Raw genomic sequence first — 15416 nt, forward strand, 5'->3', positions numbered from 1 at the left:
GAGAGTAAGAACGGCTAACCAACTAATGGGGGTAAAATTTATGGATAAGTATATGGTAGCCGCTCTAAATGTTAGACTTTTGTCGAATGTAGATGCTGCTCAATTGGTGCAGCGCTTTGTGACACAGGGACAGATTCGCGAGACCTTGCCGACCTTTCAAAAGAGTCTCAATCAGGTCAAGGGGAGCAGTGATTCAGCTAAGTTGAGCCAGCTGGACCGCCTGCGTGACCAAACCTTGCAGTTGCTCTTTGATGCCATCGGTCTCTATCGCTATGAGGAGGACGAGGAGAAGAAGCGCGCCTACGAGGACCTCAATCGCCTCTTTAAAACCTTTAAGTCTGCTAAGGACACCGACTACGAGCGTGAGTCTAGCATGATTAAAAGCCTCTTGGAGAAGCTAGCGATTAGCCCCAATAAAGAGGCTGTCACCCTTTTAAACATCAAGACTTATATCAATCGTTTGGTCAATAGCCAAGCTGACTTTGAGTAGCGAGCAACAGCTAACAGCCACAAGGTCACCTATGACAGTAAGACCCTACGTCAGCAATTGCTAAAAAGCTACCGCACCTTAGGCGACTACCTAGCGATTAGGGCAGCTACAATCAATGACACCATTGCCATCGACCTCCTAACACCTTACAACGCAGGCCGCAAGTACATGGCAGACAAAATCGCAAGACAAGCTGGAAGCAAATCAGCTAAAGCAGCTACCAAAGCAGAAGAAAACAGCAAAGACTAGTTAGATTAGGATTAGTAAATCTTGGCTGGTCTCTAAATAGTATAGAAAGTCACTTTACATTAAGTAGAAATCAAAACTGAACTTGCTTTACAAACACAGTAACTCTCATAGATGAGAGCGAACGAAGTGATCCAAACCTGATATTTTCGCAGTAAGTGTCACTGATAACGGAATCTTTGAGACCTTGGGCTCAAAGATTAGCAATGAGATTCCGTAAGGAAGCTGCTTGCGTCCGCACTACTTAACGACACGGAATTTTCAAAATCGATATTATTTTGAAAATGGAGTTAGTAAGGTAGCTAGGTAAGTCGCCATAGCGTTTACCGAAGTTTATCAGTGATTTTAATTATTGATAAACTTGCTACGTTAGAAAATATCAACAATCAGTTTTGCTTATTCTTCATGAAGTGGCTTTTATTATTGGTAAATGGTCTCAATTTTCAGAATAATCATGGCTTAAAAGCTCTTCATATGCTATAATCTGACTATGAAACGAAATTTTGAAACTGTCAAACGAATTGTGATTAAAGTGGGAACTTCTTCCCTTGTCATGCCGACTGGCAAAATCAATCTGACCAAGATTGACCAGCTGGCTTTTGTGATTTCAAGCCTCATGAACAAGGGCTTAGAAGTCATCTTGGTCTCATCAGGGGCCATGGGATTTGGGCTTGATGTCTTGAAAATGGAAAAGCGACCGACTGACATTGCCCAGCAACAAGCTGTTTCCAGTGTCGGACAGGTGGCCATGATGAGCCTCTATTCTCAGATTTTTGCTCATTATCAGACCAACGTCTCTCAAATTCTCCTGACCCGCGATGTGGTGGTCTATCCAGAGAGTTTGGACAATGTAACCAATGCCTTTGAGAGTTTGCTTAGCATGGGGATTTTGCCCATTGTTAATGAAAATGATGCGACCAGCGTTGATGAAATGGACCACCAGACCAAGTTCGGTGATAACGACCGCTTGTCTGCCATTGTTGCTAAGATTACCAAGGCGGATTTGTTGATTATGCTGTCTGACATTGACGGGCTTTTCGATAAAAATCCTAATGTCTATGAAGATGCGGTTTTGCGCAGCCATGTGCCTAAAATCACCGACGAGATTATCAAGTCCGCAGGCGGTGCTGGTAGCAAATTTGGTACAGGTGGCATGCTCAGCAAAATCAAGAGCGCTCAAATCATGTTCGACATCGACGGGCAGATGGTCTTGATGAATGGGGAAAATCCGCGTGACATCCTTCGTGTGCTTGACGGTGAGAAACTCGGTACTTATTTTGCTAAAACCAAGTGAGGTAGTAAGATGACTTATATTGATGATTTAGGTAAGGCGGCTAAGGTAGCTAGTCAGAAGATGGCGCAACTGAGCACAGCCACTAAGAATGCGGTCTTGTACCAGGTTGCTCGTGACTTGATTGCTCAGACTGACCAGATTTTGCTAGAAAACGCCAAAGACATTGCCAAGGCTAAGGAGCACGGCATTTCAGACATCATGGTGGACCGTTTGAAGCTGGATGCCAGCCGCATTGAAGGCATTGCAGAAGGGGTGCGCCAAGTGGCAGACCTAGCAGACCCAATTGGCCAAGTGGTGCGTGGTTACACCAATCTTGACGGCTTAAAGATTGTTCAAAAGCGCGTTCCGCTAGGGGTTATCGCTATGATTTTTGAAAGCCGCCCCAACGTTTCAGTGGACGCTTTCAGCCTAGCCTTCAAGACTGGTAATGCTATCATTTTGCGTGGTGGTCGTGACGCTCTGTCTTCAAATACCGCCTTGGTCAATTGCATCCGCGCCACACTTGAAGCGAAAGGTTTAACACCAGATGCGGTACAGTTAGTAGAGGATACCAGCCACGCTGTTGCTGAAGAATTGATGCAGGCCGTTGATTACGTGGATGTCCTCATTCCACGTGGTGGAGCCCGTCTCATTCAAACAGTCAAGGAAAAATCAAAAGTCCCAGTCATCGAAACAGGTGTCGGCAATGTCCACATCTACGTGGATGAATTTGCAGACCTTGACATGGCAACCAAGATTGTTATCAATGCCAAGACACAACGTCCAAGTGTTTGTAATGCGGCAGAAAGTCTTGTTGTCCACCAAGCAGTCGCTCAAGACTTCTTACCAAAATTAGAAGCAGCTTTAGCAACCGTTCAACCAGTAGAGTTCCGTGCAGATGACAGAGCGCAAGCCATTTTCCAAAAATCAGTGCCAGCAACAGGGGAAGACTACGCCACAGAATTTTTGGACTACATTATGTCCGTCAAGGTTGTAGACAACTTTGAAGAGGCCGTGGATTGGGTCAACCGCTACACCACCCACCACTCAGAAGCCATCGTGACCCGTGATTTGGAACACGCCGAACAATTCCAAGACTTGGTGGATGCTGCAGCAGTCTATGTCAATGCCTCAACCCGCTTCACAGACGGTTTTGTCTTCGGACTAGGTGCCGAAATCGGTATCTCCACTCAAAAAATGCACGCGCGTGGCCCAATGGGGCTTGAGGCTTTGACCTCAACCAAGTTCTACATCAACGGAAACGGTCAGGTTCGCAAGTAGTAAGTTAGGATGGAACGAAAGACAGAACTTGAAGAGGTCCGCCTATCCTTGGAGAAGGTTCTCAAAGCTATTACAGAGACTCAAACAGAGTTAGAAGCTGCTAAAAATTGGGGCATTCTTGATATTCTGGGTGGCGATTTCCTAACCAGTATGCTCAAACGCCGAAGGATTCAAAAAGTCAACGAAGGTATAGAACTTGTAGGAGAAAAGCTCAAGCGTGCTCAAAAAGAATTGGCAGATGTTAATCTGACCTTAGTGACTGGGATTGCTGACAGCAGGAACGACCGATTATGGGATATCTAGGCTGACAATATCATTACCAATTTTCGTGTGCAAGGTGAGTTGAAGCAGACAGAGCAAAATCTTAAGAAACTTGAACAAGATGTCAGACAGCTTCTTGCCCAAGTTAATCAGGAACTATCGGAGATTTAGATTAGGAAGTGAGGGGAACCAGACCTTATTTGGCTTAGCCACTCACTTCTTTTTTCTTTTGTATAAACCTCAGTATTTGTGGTAAAATAAAAGTCATGGCAAATGATTTTCATCACATTACCGTGCTCTTGCACGAGACAATTGACATGCTCGACATCAAAACAGACGGCGTCTATGTTGACGCGACTTTGGGTGGTGCTGGGCACAGTGAATACTTACTATCGCAATTGGGACCGAATGGTCATTTGTACGCCTTCGACCAGGATCAAAAAGCAATTGATAATGCTCATATTCGTTTAAAAGATTATGTGGACAAGGGTCAGGTGACATTTATCAAAGATAATTTTAGAAACTTAGCCTCAAATCTTCATGCCCTCGGTGTGGATGAGATTGATGGCATTTGTTATGATTTGGGGGTATCTAGCCCTCAGCTTGACGAGCGCGAGCGCGGTTTTTCTTACAAGCAAGATGCTCCGCTGGACATGCGTATGAATCGGGAGCAGAGCCTGACGGCCTATGATGTGGTCAATACTTACGACTACCATGACTTGGTGCGTATTTTCTTCAAATACGGTGAAGACAAGTTTTCAAAACAGATTGCTCGTAAGATTGAGCAGGTCCGTCAGGTCAAACCAATCGAGACTACGACAGAATTGGCAGAGCTCATCAAATCAGCTAAGCCTGCAAAGGAATTGAAGAAGAAGGGACACCCTGCCAAACAGATTTTCCAAGCCATCCGTATCGAAGTCAACGATGAATTGGGTGCGGCAGATGAGTCTATTCAACAAGCTATGAATTTGCTAGCCCTTGACGGTCGTATCTCGGTTATCACCTTCCATTCACTTGAGGACCGCTTGACCAAGCAACTCTTCAAAGAAGCATCAACGGTGGAAGTGCCAAAAGGCTTGCCTTTCATTCCAGAAGATATGCAACCTAAGATGGAAGTGGTTAATCGCAAACCCATCTTGCCAAATCAAGAAGAACTAGAAGCTAACAACCGTGCCCACTCAGCTAAATTGCGCGTGGCGCGTAAAGTTCGTAAATAAGGGAGAACCTTATGTCAAATGAAAAACGTAGTGAGGCGATTACTAAGGCCCTCCAAAAGCATGTGCGAATCTTTTCTCGGATTGAGAAAATTTTCTACGGTAGCATCATTATTACGGCTATAACCATGGCTGTCGGTATCATTTTCTTGCAGAGTCGTAGTTTGCAGGTGAAGCAAGAAATCAACAGTCTTAATAGTCAAATCAATGAAGAACAAACTGCTTATAATAATGCCAAGCAGGAAGTGAATGAACTGTCAAACCGTGATCGCATCACCAAAATTGCACAAAATGCTGGTCTGACCATCAATAATAGCAATATTCAACGTGAGGTTAGCCAATGAAAAAATTAGCTAGACTCTTTTTGAACTATGTTGTCGGAGATCGGAAAACACCAGCAAAGAACCGAGAACGGGTCGGACAGAATTTGATGATTCTTGCTGTCTTCATGTTCTTTGTTTTCATTATTAACTTTGTCATCATTGTTGGGACGGACCGAAAATTTGGTGTCGATTTATCAAAAAATGCTAAGAAGGTTTACCAGCAAACGGTGAAGGTCCAAGCCAAGCGTGGAACGATTTACGACCGAAATGGGAATGCTATCGCGGAGGACGCAACGACTTACAGCGTTTACGCCATCATTTCTAAAAATTACACCACGGCGACGGGGAAAAAGTTGTACGTGCAGTCTTCCCAATATGATAAGGTAGCCACTATTCTTAATGAAAAATTGGGTATCGACAAGTCAGATATTTTGAAGCAGCTGAATAAAAAGAAACTCTTCCAAGTTTCCTTCGGAACATCGGGATCAGGCTTGTCTTACACGACCATGACCGAAATCAAGAACGCCATGAAGAAGGAAAAAATCGAGGGAATTGGCTTCAGTCAAAGTCCAGGACGACTTTATCCAAATGGTATTTTTGCTTCACAATTTATTGGTTTCACATCATCTAAAGAGGAAGAAGATGGGACAAAACTTGTTGGGACAACAGGTGTGGAAGCGTCTTTGAACAGCATTTTATCTGGTACAGATGGTCAAGTGACCTACGAAAAAGATAAAAACGGCAATGTTCTTCTAGGAACAGCAACAACAGTCAAACAGGCTGTAGATGGTAAGGATGTCTATACAACCTTGTCTGAACCCATTCAAACGGTCTTGGAAACGCAAATGGATGTCTTCCAAGCTAAAACGGGAGGGGTTTACGCTAGTGCCACAGTTGTTAACGCCAAAACAGGCGAAATTTTAGCAACCAGCCAACGTCCAACCTACAATCCACAGACCTTAGATGGTTATAATAAGGAAAACCTCAATACTTGGAGTACTCTACTTTACCAAAGTCAATACGAACCAGGGTCAACCATGAAAGTCATGACAGTGGCGGCGGCTATTGATTCCGGTAATTTCAGTGAAACTGAAACTTACTTCAGTGGTGAGTATAAAATTGCTGATTCTACTATTAAAGACTGGGACGTTAATGAAGGTATCACATCAGGTTTATATATGACCTTCCCGCAAGGCTTTGCCCATTCAAGTAACGTTGGTATGGTCACTCTTGAACAAAAAATGGGTCAAGATAAATGGTTGAGTTACCTTTCTAAATTCAAATTTGGTTACCCAACACGTTTTGGTATGAAATATGAAGACGGTGGTTTATTCCCATCAAATAATATAGCCACTGTTGCACAAACGGCCTTTGGTCAAGGGATTGGTGTCACACAAGCACAGATGCTTCGTGCTTTCACTGCCATTTCAAATAATGGTGTTATGCTTGAACCACAATTTATTAGTAAAATCTATGATCCTAATTCAGGTACGACACGTTCAGCAACCTCAGAAATAGTTGGTAAACCTGTTTCTAAGACTGCTGCTAGCAAGACTCGCGACTACATGGTAGCTGTCGGAACGGACTCTTACTATGGTACACTTTATGCAAGTGGATCAGGACCAGTTATCCAAGTTGGCAATGCCTCTGTTGCGGTTAAGTCTGGTACGGCTCAGATTGCCGCGTCAGCTAAAGATGGGGGCGGATACCTTCAAGGAGAGAATGATACTATCAACTCTGCCGTAGCTATGGTGCCATCAGATGATCCAGATTTCATTATGTATGTGACGGTTCAACAACCTCAAAAATTCAGTATTACCAATTATTCTGATATTTTCAACCCAGTCTTGGAACAGGCTGAAGCAATGAAGGAAACCTTGCAAACTCCAGTAGCCAATAAATCTTCCGAGCAAACCAAGTACACCTTGACAAATGTCATTGGTAAGCAACCAGGCGACACAGCTGAAGAACTCCGTCGCAATCTTGTTCAACCAGTTGTTATCGGAAACGGAAGCAAAATTACGAAAACCTCTAAAAAAGTTGGTAGCAATTTAGCTGAAAATGAGCAAATTTTGCTACTTACTAATAAAGTCACAGAACTTCCTGATATGTATGGCTGGACCAAGAAAAATGTCAAGCAGTTCGCTAAATGGACAGGTATCAAGATTACCTATAAAGGTAAGTCGTCTGGAAAAGTCACCCGACAAAGTGTCGATTCTGGTACCGATATCAATAAAGTTAAGAAATTAAAAATCACAATAGGAGATTAACATGTTTTTAAGTCTAATGGCGGGCTTGGTAACTTTTGTGCTTACCATAGTTGCTATGCCATATTTTATCCGCTTCTACCAAGTCAAGAAAATTGGTGGACAGCAGATGCACGAAGATGTCAAGCAGCACTTGGCTAAGGCGGGAACGCCAACCATGGGAGGAACGGTCTTTCTAGTTGTTGCTGTTTTAGTCAGTCTTATCTTTAGTTTGTTTATTGCTAAAGAGGGGCACGCTCAGATGAGTGCAACTCTTGGGATTCTCTCCGTCGTTATTATCTACGGAATTATTGGTTTCTTAGATGATTTCCTAAAAATCTTTAAACAAATCAATGAAGGATTGACACCAGGTCAAAAGATGAGTCTCCAAATTATTGCTGGTTTGATTTTCTACTTTGTCCATGTCTTGCCAAGTGGAACAGATGCCATCAATATTTTCGGTTTCCACCTTCACCTCGGTATTTTCTATGCCTTGTTCGTTTTATTCTGGGTAGTCGGATTTTCAAATGCGGTCAATTTGACAGATGGTATCGATGGTTTAGCTTCCATTTCAGTGGCCATTAGTTTGGCAGCATATGGCGTTATTGCTTTTGTCCAAGGTCAATTTGACATCTTACTTTTGATTGTTACCATGATTGGTGCCCTCTTTGGTTTCTTCGTTTTCAACCACAAACCGGCCAAGGTCTTCATGGGTGATGTCGGCTCACTAGCCCTCGGTGCTATGTTAGCAGCAATCTCAATTGCTCTTCGCCAAGAATGGACCCTTCTTATCATTGGATTTGTTTACGTCTTTGAAACAGCCTCTGTTATGCTTCAAGTGTCTTACTTCAAGTACACCAAGAAGAAAACAGGTGAAGGAAAACGTATTTTCCGTATGACCCCATTCCACCATCATTTGGAACTTGGAGGTCTCTCAGGAAATGGAGCTAAATGGTCTGAGTGGAAAGTTGATGCCTTCCTATGGACAGTAGGAGCAGTGCTCAGCCTTATTACCCTAGCATTTCTTTATTTGTAAAATAGCAGAGCAAAGCATGTCAGTTTGGCATGCTTTTTGTGTTAGCCAGTATTTAATGATATAATGAAGAAAACACAAATAAGGAAATAAACATGTCATTTAAAGATTTTAATTTTAAAAGCTACATCCAAGAAGCGCTTGACGAGCTGAAGTTTGTCAACCCAACGGATGTCCAACAAAAACTGATTCCAGTCGTTCGTTCAGGACGTGACCTAGTCGGTGAATCAAAGACGGGCTCAGGGAAGACCCACACTTTCTTGCTTCCGATTTTTGAAAAAATTGACGAATCAGGCAAGGATGTTCAGGTTGTCATCACAGCGCCAAGTCGTGAATTGGCAACGCAAATTTACCAAGCAAGCAAGCAAATTGCGGACCATTCAGAGCAAGAAATTCGTGTGGTCAATTATGTGGGTGGTACCGATAAACTTCGTCAGATTGAAAAATTGAAAGCCAACCAACCCCATATCGTTATCGGAACACCTGGTCGAATCTATGACTTGGTCAAATCAGGTGACTTAGAGATTCACAAGGCTCATACCTTTGTTGTGGATGAAGCGGATATGACCCTTGATATGGGATTCTTAGATACGGTTGATAAGATTGCTGGAACACTTCCTAAAGATGTTCAAATCTTGGTCTTCTCAGCAACTATTCCACAAAAATTACAACCTTTCTTGAAGAAATACTTGACGAACCCAGTCATGGAAAAAATCAAGACGTCAACAGTTATCGCTGATACCATTGATAACTGGTTGGTATCAACTAAGGGGCGTGATAAGAATGCTCAAATCCTTGCCATGTCAAAAATCTTGCAACCTTATTTGGCTATGATTTTTGTTAATACCAAGGAACGCGCCGATGAGCTCCATGCTTTCTTGTCTGCTAATGGGCTTAAGGTAGCCAAAATCCACGGTGGTATTCCGCCACGTGAACGCAAGCGAATCATGAACCAAGTCAAGAATCTTGAGTTCGAATACATTGTAGCTACTGACTTGGCAGCGCGTGGGATTGATATTGAAGGGATAAGTCACGTTATCAACGATGCTATTCCTCAGGATTTATCATTCTTTGTGCACCGTGTCGGACGTACAGGCCGTAATGGGCTTCCGGGCACAGCCATTACGCTCTATCAACCAAGTGACGATTCTGATATCAGAGAGCTTGAGAAGATGGGCGTAGCCTTTGTGCCAAAAGTCATCAAAGATGGTGAATTCCAAGACACTTATGACCGCGACCGTCGTGCTAATCGCGAGAAATCATATCAAAAACTGGACACAGAGATGATTGGTCTGGTTAAGAAGAAAAAGAAGAAAATCAAGCCTGGTTACAAGAAGAAAATTCAGTGGAAGGTTGACGAGAAGCGTAAACGTGAGCGCCGTGCCAGCAACCGTGCCAAGGGTCGTGCAGAACGTAAGGCTAAGAAACAGTCCTTCTAAGCGACAAGAAACTCCTGAGAAATCGGGAGTTTTTTGGGGTGATAGCTTTTTCTTATCAAAAGATAAGGAATTGGTATTAGTCAAATCGGATAAGGGGTGCTAAACTACTAGTAACAGCAAAACTAGAGGAGATAAAGAAATGAAAAGATATCAAAAATGGTTGGTAGGACTAGTGGCAGGCTTAGCGGGCTTTGCGTTTTCAGTAAATGCACAGGCTGCGAGTAAGACGACATTAACAGTAGCGACAGATTCTGATACCGCTCCTTTTACTTACAAGAAGGATGGCAAGTTCAAAGGTTATGATATTGATGTAGTCAAAGCTATTTTTAAAGATTCAGACTATCAAGTGACCTTTAAGACAGTTCCGTTTGACACCATTCCAACGGGAATTGATGCTGGCAAGTATGATTTTTCAGCCAACGATTACAACTACAATAAAGAGCGTGCTGAAAAATATTATTTCTCAGACCCTATCTCTAAATCAAACTATGCCATCACTGCAGCCAAAGGGAAGAAATACACATCGCTCAATGACCTTTCAGGCAAAACAACAGAGGTCTTGTCAGGTTCAAATTATGCTCAAATCCTAGAAAACTGGAATAAGGAAAATCCAGATAAAGCCCCAATCAAAGTCAATTACGTTTCAGGGACAACAGGGATTTCGAATCGGTTGAAAGATATTGAAAATGGTAAAATTGATTTCATTCTTTATGATGCTATTTCATCAGCTTATATTGTCAAAGACCAAGGAATGGATTTGACAGTCTCTAAGGTCAAGGACAGTCTCGGTGAATCGACAGACGGACTAGAATACCTCTTGATTCCTAAAAATGAAGATGGTAAAAAATTACAAACCTTCATTAACAAACGTATCAAAGCGCTGAAGAAAGATGGTACTCTAGCTAAATTAAGCAAGACCTATTTTGGCGGAGATTACGTTTCAAGCCTTAAAAATTAGAGTAATAGCCTATCCTTATCAAGCGATAGGTTTTCTTTATCGGCTGATAGGATTTAAATATTTTACAAGGCAATAGAATCAGTGTTAGAATAGTGTAACGATTAAAGTTTTAGAAAAGGACCCTCGTATGAACAATATTCTGTTAGCAAGTGGCTGGGACTGGTACGATAAATTTGTCGCCAATATTCCAGCTGGAAAATTATTCTCTTGGCGTGCGGTGTTTGACGCTATTCCGACCATATTACAGCATCTTCCAACTACGCTTACTTTGACTGTGGCTGGTGCTTTCTTTGGCTTGATTTTAGCTCTGCTATTTGCCATTGTCAAAATCAATCGTGTGAAGATTCTCTACCCGATTCAAGCGGTCGTTGTTTCTTTCTTGCGTGGGACACCGATTTTGGTTCAGTTGATGCTGACCTACTACGGAATCCCCTTGTTCCTTAAATTCCTCAACCAAAAATACGGTTTGAACTGGAACATCAACGCTATTCCAGCGTCAATCTTTGCCGTGACGGCCTTTGCGCTCAATGAAGCAGCTTACACCAGTGAGACTCTTCGTGCCGCGATTCAGTCTGTTAACTCTGGGGAAATTGAAGCTGCGCGTAGCTTGGGGATGACCTCTGCGCAAGTTTATCGTCGTGTCATTATTTCAAATGCGGCTGTTGTTGCCACACCAACTCTTATCAATGGCTTGATTGGCTTGACTAAAGGAACATCACTTGCCTTCAACGCAGGAATTGTGGAAATGTTTGCCCAAGCTCAAATTACAGGTGGTAGTGACTACCGCTACTTTGAACGTTACATCTCAGTTGCCATCATTTATTGGGTCATCAGTATCATCATTGAACAGGTCGGTCGCTTCATTGAAAAACGCATGGAAATTCCAATTCCAGATAACTCAGAAGCAACGCTTATGGGAGGTGTCCGTTAATGATTAAAATTACCAATTTAACCAAAGAATTTTCTGGTCAGAAGGTTTTAGACGGACTAAACCTTGACATCCAAAAAGGAGAAGTTGTTGCCCTTGTCGGTGCTTCAGGTGCTGGGAAATCTACCTTCCTTCGCAGTATGAATTACCTAGAAGAACCTGACGCTGGAACGATTGAAATCGACGATTTTAAGGTTGATTTTCAAAATATCAGCAAGGATGAGATTCTGACTCTCCGCCGTAAGCTAGCCATGGTTTTCCAACAGTTCAATTTATTTGAACGTCGCACAGCCTTGGATAATGTCAAAGAAGGTCTTAAGGTTGTCAAAAAAATCTCTGACGCAGAAGCAACTAAGATTGCCAAAGAAGAGCTAGCAAAAGTCGGTTTGGCTGACCGTGAAAATCACTACCCACGCCATTTATCAGGTGGACAAAAACAACGTGTGGCACTAGCACGCGCCCTTGCCATGAAACCAGATGTCCTTCTTCTAGATGAGCCAACATCAGCACTTGACCCAGAATTGGTTGGCGAGGTTGAAAAATCAATTGCTGACGCTGCCAAGCAAGGTCAGACCATGGTTCTAGTCAGCCATGACATGAACTTTGTTTACCAAGTAGCCGATAAAGTTCTTTTCCTTGAAAAAGGTCACATCCTTGAACAAGGAACACCGGACGAAGTTTTCAACCATCCTAAGGAAGAACGTACCAAAGAATTTTTTGCTAGTTACAATAAATCTTACCTAAAAGACTAGAATATTTGATATAATGGAGGTTAGCTGGTCTAGCCTCTTTTTGCTAGCCTTAGAATGAAATGAAAGTGTACGTGGCTTGCCCACAACGGATTAACAATGTTTTTACAAATTGCGAGTTATTATATGCAAGGTCTAGTTGCTTCTGTGATTACGGTGCTATTGATAGGAGGATTATGGACATTTTGGCGGGCGCGTCGCCACTTGGACAAGACTGTCAAGGAAAGACAAGCCTTCTTATACGATGTCCTCATGATGAGCCTCATGACAGCACCTATCTTATCATTTGCTTTTGTAGCCATTATTTTAATGCTCAAGGCATAGTTCTTGGAAAAATGAGGACTTTGCTATACAATAGGAACATAAGCAATCAAAGGAGACAATTATGTACGATACCTTAATTATCGGCTCAGGTCCTGCGGGAATGACAGCTGCGCTCTACGCTGCACGCTCAAACCTCAAAGTTGGCTTGATTGAACAAGGTGCCCCAGGTGGCCAAATGAACAACACCTCAGAAATTGAAAATTACCCAGGTTATGATCACATCTCTGGACCTGAATTATCAATGAAAATGTACGAACCGCTTGAAAAATTCCAAGTGGAAAATATCTACGGTATCGTACAAAAAGTTGAAGATGATGGTGAAGGCAAGGTCAAACGCGTCATCACTGAAGATGCCACTTACGAAGCTAAAACAGTCGTTGTTGCAACCGGAGCTAAAAATAGTCTGCTAGGTGTTCCAGGTGAAGAAGAATTTACTAGCCGTGGTGTTTCCTACTGTGCTGTTTGTGATGGTGCCTTCTTCCGTGACCAAGACCTTCTCGTTGTCGGTGGTGGTGACTCCGCTGTTGAAGAAGCCATCTACCTCACTCAATTTGCAAAATCGGTGACGATTATCCACCGTCGTGACCAACTACGTGCCCAAAAGGTCATTCAAGACCGCGCCTTTGCCAATGAAAAAATCAAATTTATTTGGGACTCTGTTGTTACAGAGATTAAGGGAGACGATGTCAAGGTTTCTGGCGTCACAATTAAAAATGTCAAGACAGGTGAGGTGACGGAAAAATCATTTGGTGGTATTTTTATCTATGTCGGTATGAATCCTGTATCAAGCATGGTAGCTGACCTTGGTATCACTGATGAAACTGGTTGGATTATCACAGATACTGACATGAAGACAAGCCGTCCCGGTATTTTTACAATTGGTGATGTGCGTCAAAAAGACCTCCGTCAAATCGCGACAGCTGTCGGCGAAGGAGCTATCGCTGGTCAAGGTGTTTACCAATACATCGTTGAACATTTTTAAAATAAAATGAATGGCAGAAGTCGAGGAGAATATCTTCGACTTTTTGTATTTTATTCGCTGAAAAATAAGGATTTGAAAATTTCTGAAATTAGGGATATAATAGTAAAAGTTTTTATAGATTGGAGACACTTATGTCTAAACAAACTCAGGGCAGTCAACAGGCGCCTGAAAACGAGAAGGTCCGTGGTCTACAGAATCGCCATGTCCAATTGATTGCGATTGCTGGAACGATTGGTACAGGTCTCTTCTTGGGTGCAGGACGTTCCATTAGTTTGACTGGTCCATCTATTATGTTGGTATATATGATTACGGGTGGTTTCATGTTCCTCATGATGCGCGCCCTTGGAGAATTGCTCTATAGGGACCCAAATCAGCACACCTTCATTCATTTTATTGGGAAATATCTAGGGCCAGGCTATGGCTACTTTGCAGGTCTATCTTACTGGTTGTCATTGATTTTTATTGGAATGGCAGAGCTGACAGCGGTTGGAGAGTACGTTCGATTCTGGTTCCCATCCTGGCCAGCCTGGATTATCCAAATTGTTTTCTTGGTCGTTTTAAGTATGGTTAACCTGATTGCCGTTAAACTATTTGGTGAAATGGAATTCTGGTTCGGAATGATTAAAATCGTGGCTATCGTTGGGCTGATTGTAACAGCCATCTTCATGTTGCTAACGAATTTCCAAACCAACCAAGGTGTTGTCTCATTAGCTAATATTACGGATAATTTCCATATGTTCCCAAATGGAGCTAAGAGCTTCATCATGGCCTTCCAAATGGTATTCTTCTCTTACCTGGTTATCGAGTTTGTCGGAATTACTACTTCTGAAACAGCCAATCCTCGTAAGGTCCTGCCGAAAGCTATCAAGGACCTCCCAATCCGTATCATTATTTTTTACGTTGGTTCTTTAATTGCCATCATGTCAATCTTCCCATGGCGTCAGTTGCCAGCAGATGCGTCACCATTTGTTATGGTCTTCAAATTGGCTGGTATCAAATGGGCAGCAGCGCTAATTAACTTTGTTGTCTTGACCTCTGCAGCTTCATCACTAAATTCAACCCTCTTCTCAACAGGTCGCCAACTCTTCCAAATGGCTAGCGAAACGCCAAATAGCTTTACCAAACGCTTTAATTTGGACCGCTTATCACGTCAAGGTGTTCCTAGCGCAGCCATTATCACTTCAGCTATCGTTGTTGGTGCCTCAGCTTTAATCAGTGTCATTCCGGGCATCTCAGACGCCTTTGCCTTGATTACAGCATCATCATCGGGTGTTTATATTTCTATTTACGCCTTGATTATGTTGGCTCACTGGCAGTACCGTAAATCAGAAGACTTTATGGCAGACGGCTATCTCATGCCAGCCTATAAAGTGTTGACACCTGTGACTTTGGTCTTCTTCGCTTTCGTCTTTGTAACCTTGTTCATGCAAAGTTCAACCTTGTACGGAGCTATCGGAGCAACCATTTGGGTTATCGCTTTTGGTGGTTACAGTTACTTTAAGTTTAGAAAATAGGACCTTTAGGAAACTCTTCGGAGTTTCTTTTTTTGTTAGCAATAGCAGAGCTTTTTTAGAAGAATCCTCTAAGAAAGTTTTCGGAAAAAGATTGCACGAAACGTTACAAAGTGAGGTTCTTTGAGACGTTTTGTGCTATAATGATAGACAAGTAG

The 15416-nt window shown here is 42.6% G+C and carries 16 protein-coding genes; all 16 read left to right on the plus strand.

The features are described 5' to 3' along the window. The first annotated feature begins 40 nt into the window (after nucleotides 1–40). The 16 genes from IYQ92_RS05345 to IYQ92_RS05420 all read left to right on the plus strand — a co-directional run bounded on the left by IYQ92_RS05345 (nucleotide 41) and on the right by IYQ92_RS05420 (nucleotide 15261). Entirely contained in the window at nucleotides 41–490 is a 450-nt protein-coding gene (locus tag IYQ92_RS05345) for a DUF6261 family protein (protein WP_195675697.1), read from the plus strand. A gap of 57 nt (nucleotides 491–547) precedes the next feature. Continuing rightward, nucleotides 548–739, plus strand: coding sequence for a hypothetical protein (locus tag IYQ92_RS05350; RefSeq protein WP_195675698.1), 192 nt, complete (start codon nucleotides 548–550; stop codon nucleotides 737–739). 487 nt (nucleotides 740–1226) lie between these two features. Beyond that, entirely contained in the window at nucleotides 1227–2030 is an 804-nt protein-coding gene (gene proB / locus IYQ92_RS05355; RefSeq protein WP_195675699.1) for a glutamate 5-kinase, read from the plus strand. 9 nt (nucleotides 2031–2039) lie between these two features. Then, the gene (locus IYQ92_RS05360) at nucleotides 2040–3290 is read left to right on the plus strand and encodes a glutamate-5-semialdehyde dehydrogenase (protein ID WP_195675700.1); all 1251 of its coding nucleotides are present in this window, start codon (nucleotides 2040–2042) and stop codon (nucleotides 3288–3290) included. Nucleotides 3291–3299: 9 nt separating this feature from the next. Further along, on the plus strand, nucleotides 3300–3593 hold the full coding sequence (locus IYQ92_RS05365) for a hypothetical protein (protein WP_195675701.1): 294 nt from the start codon (nucleotides 3300–3302) through the stop codon (nucleotides 3591–3593). 224 nt (nucleotides 3594–3817) lie between these two features. After that, on the plus strand, nucleotides 3818–4768 hold the full coding sequence (rsmH, locus tag IYQ92_RS05370; RefSeq protein WP_195675702.1) for a 16S rRNA (cytosine(1402)-N(4))-methyltransferase RsmH: 951 nt from the start codon (nucleotides 3818–3820) through the stop codon (nucleotides 4766–4768). Nucleotides 4769–4779: 11 nt separating this feature from the next. Then, the gene (ftsL, locus tag IYQ92_RS05375; RefSeq protein ID WP_195675703.1) at nucleotides 4780–5109 is read left to right on the plus strand and encodes a cell division protein FtsL; all 330 of its coding nucleotides are present in this window, start codon (nucleotides 4780–4782) and stop codon (nucleotides 5107–5109) included. Next, entirely contained in the window at nucleotides 5106–7358 is a 2253-nt protein-coding gene (gene pbp2X / locus IYQ92_RS05380) for a penicillin-binding protein PBP2X (RefSeq protein WP_195675704.1), read from the plus strand. Before ftsL ends, pbp2X begins: the two co-directional genes overlap by 4 nt. A gap of 1 nt (nucleotide 7359) precedes the next feature. Then, nucleotides 7360–8370: a phospho-N-acetylmuramoyl-pentapeptide-transferase gene (gene mraY / locus IYQ92_RS05385; RefSeq protein WP_195675705.1), complete on the plus strand. Its 1011-nt coding sequence runs from the start codon at nucleotides 7360–7362 to the stop codon at nucleotides 8368–8370. A gap of 92 nt (nucleotides 8371–8462) precedes the next feature. Then, the gene (locus IYQ92_RS05390; RefSeq protein ID WP_195675706.1) at nucleotides 8463–9806 is read left to right on the plus strand and encodes a DEAD/DEAH box helicase; all 1344 of its coding nucleotides are present in this window, start codon (nucleotides 8463–8465) and stop codon (nucleotides 9804–9806) included. Nucleotides 9807–9945: 139 nt separating this feature from the next. After that, nucleotides 9946–10764 (plus strand): transporter substrate-binding domain-containing protein, encoded by an 819-nt coding sequence (locus IYQ92_RS05395; protein WP_195675707.1) that lies wholly within the window; start codon nucleotides 9946–9948, stop codon nucleotides 10762–10764. A 127-nt stretch (nucleotides 10765–10891) separates the two neighbouring features. Then, a complete protein-coding gene (locus tag IYQ92_RS05400; RefSeq protein WP_195675708.1) occupies nucleotides 10892–11695 on the plus strand; it encodes an amino acid ABC transporter permease in 804 nt (267 codons plus the stop codon). After that, nucleotides 11695–12444 carry an amino acid ABC transporter ATP-binding protein gene (locus IYQ92_RS05405; RefSeq protein WP_195675709.1) on the plus strand — a complete coding sequence of 250 codons (750 nt, stop codon included), beginning with the start codon at nucleotides 11695–11697 and terminating at the stop codon, nucleotides 12442–12444. Before IYQ92_RS05400 ends, IYQ92_RS05405 begins: the two co-directional genes overlap by 1 nt. Before the next feature lie 96 nt (nucleotides 12445–12540). After that, the gene (locus IYQ92_RS05410) at nucleotides 12541–12765 is read left to right on the plus strand and encodes a DUF4059 family protein (protein ID WP_195675710.1); all 225 of its coding nucleotides are present in this window, start codon (nucleotides 12541–12543) and stop codon (nucleotides 12763–12765) included. A 61-nt stretch (nucleotides 12766–12826) separates the two neighbouring features. Further along, nucleotides 12827–13747, plus strand: coding sequence for a thioredoxin-disulfide reductase (gene trxB / locus IYQ92_RS05415; RefSeq protein ID WP_195675711.1), 921 nt, complete (start codon nucleotides 12827–12829; stop codon nucleotides 13745–13747). Nucleotides 13748–13878: 131 nt separating this feature from the next. Then, nucleotides 13879–15261 carry an amino acid permease gene (locus IYQ92_RS05420; protein ID WP_195675712.1) on the plus strand — a complete coding sequence of 461 codons (1383 nt, stop codon included), beginning with the start codon at nucleotides 13879–13881 and terminating at the stop codon, nucleotides 15259–15261. Nucleotides 15262–15416 lie beyond the last annotated feature (155 nt).

Origin of the sequence: Streptococcus sp. HF-1907 (assembly GCF_015594605.1) — a bacterium.
GTDB lineage: Bacteria > Bacillota > Bacilli > Lactobacillales > Streptococcaceae > Streptococcus.

Excerpts from the sequence above, each read along its gene's own strand:
- IYQ92_RS05345 (WP_195675697.1), top strand. The coding sequence starts at position 41 with ATGGATAAGTATATGGTAGCCGCTCTAAATGTTAGACTTTTGTCGAAT.
- proB (WP_195675699.1), top strand. The coding sequence starts at position 1,227 with ATGAAACGAAATTTTGAAACTGTCAAACGAATTGTGATTAAAGTGGGA.
- IYQ92_RS05360 (WP_195675700.1), top strand. The coding sequence starts at position 2,040 with ATGACTTATATTGATGATTTAGGTAAGGCGGCTAAGGTAGCTAGTCAG.
- IYQ92_RS05365 (WP_195675701.1), top strand. The coding sequence starts at position 3,300 with ATGGAACGAAAGACAGAACTTGAAGAGGTCCGCCTATCCTTGGAGAAG.
- rsmH (WP_195675702.1), top strand. The coding sequence starts at position 3,818 with ATGGCAAATGATTTTCATCACATTACCGTGCTCTTGCACGAGACAATT.
- ftsL (WP_195675703.1), top strand. The coding sequence starts at position 4,780 with ATGTCAAATGAAAAACGTAGTGAGGCGATTACTAAGGCCCTCCAAAAG.
- pbp2X (WP_195675704.1), top strand. The coding sequence starts at position 5,106 with ATGAAAAAATTAGCTAGACTCTTTTTGAACTATGTTGTCGGAGATCGG.
- mraY (WP_195675705.1), top strand. The coding sequence starts at position 7,360 with ATGTTTTTAAGTCTAATGGCGGGCTTGGTAACTTTTGTGCTTACCATA.
- IYQ92_RS05390 (WP_195675706.1), top strand. The coding sequence starts at position 8,463 with ATGTCATTTAAAGATTTTAATTTTAAAAGCTACATCCAAGAAGCGCTT.
- IYQ92_RS05395 (WP_195675707.1), top strand. The coding sequence starts at position 9,946 with ATGAAAAGATATCAAAAATGGTTGGTAGGACTAGTGGCAGGCTTAGCG.
- IYQ92_RS05400 (WP_195675708.1), top strand. The coding sequence starts at position 10,892 with ATGAACAATATTCTGTTAGCAAGTGGCTGGGACTGGTACGATAAATTT.
- IYQ92_RS05405 (WP_195675709.1), top strand. The coding sequence starts at position 11,695 with ATGATTAAAATTACCAATTTAACCAAAGAATTTTCTGGTCAGAAGGTT.
- IYQ92_RS05410 (WP_195675710.1), top strand. The coding sequence starts at position 12,541 with ATGTTTTTACAAATTGCGAGTTATTATATGCAAGGTCTAGTTGCTTCT.
- trxB (WP_195675711.1), top strand. The coding sequence starts at position 12,827 with ATGTACGATACCTTAATTATCGGCTCAGGTCCTGCGGGAATGACAGCT.
- IYQ92_RS05420 (WP_195675712.1), top strand. The coding sequence starts at position 13,879 with ATGTCTAAACAAACTCAGGGCAGTCAACAGGCGCCTGAAAACGAGAAG.